Annotated in this window: 1 protein-coding gene; it reads right to left on the bottom strand. The window is 68.8% G+C overall.

Annotation, left to right across the window (positions count from 1 at the left end; all coding sequences use genetic code 11):
- Window positions 1-137: 137 nt before the first annotated feature.
- Window positions 138-719 (bottom strand): hypothetical protein (locus MKK75_RS06965; RefSeq protein ID WP_244041883.1); only part of this gene is annotated, 582 nt, incomplete at its 5' end.

Below are 719 nucleotides of genomic sequence, written 5' to 3'. Positions count from 1 at the left end.
CAGGTAGTTGTTGGCCTGCGTGTAGTTGTCGCCGAGCGCTGTGCTCTGCTGGTTCAGACCCGTGTTGATGGTCTGCATATTGTTCTTGTAGGCGGTCGTCGCGGCCCCGCCCGTAATCGAGTCGAAGATACCCATACTCAGTGCACCTTCATCGGGTCGGGCATGGGGATGCCGCGCTCGGCCGGCTTGGGCCGGCGCATCGAGCGGGGCATGATCCAGAGGTCGTCTTGCGCGGTCAGAGCCCAAAGCTGAGCGTCGGCGCCGTTGAGGCCGCCGCGGGCGCGCCCTTCGTGCGTGAGGCCGGTGCGGCGCAGGAGGTCCGCCAGATCCGGGCGGTCGGCCGGCACCCGGGCAACGACGCGCGACCAGTTGGCGGCATAGAACGCCCAGCGAAACAGGGCCCGCAGGACCGTCCGGTTCAGCATGCCGCGGTGGGCGACCACGGCCAGGTCGACCTCGCCGTAGGGGTTGGGGGAGTGCAGGACCACGAGGAGGCTGCGCCGCAGATCCTCACGCCAGAACCGGACCCACATCGGGAAGTGGCCGACGTGGCGCCCGGCATCGTCACGGATCACGCCGCGCACCACCTCAAGCGGATCGGAGGTGACGACCTGTGCCAGCCCCGGCGCGCCCGGTTCGGACGCCGCCTGCAGAACCGTGTCGATGTACTCCTGGAGGACATCCTGCGGGGTCTCAGCCACCTGCAGCACGTCGCCGAG

The organism is Methylobacterium sp. J-030 (assembly GCF_022829545.1).
Classification (GTDB): domain Bacteria; phylum Pseudomonadota; class Alphaproteobacteria; order Rhizobiales; family Beijerinckiaceae; genus Methylobacterium.
The sequence above is the reverse complement of the archived record's forward strand: the minus strand, read 5'-3'. Positions and strand labels throughout refer to the sequence as shown.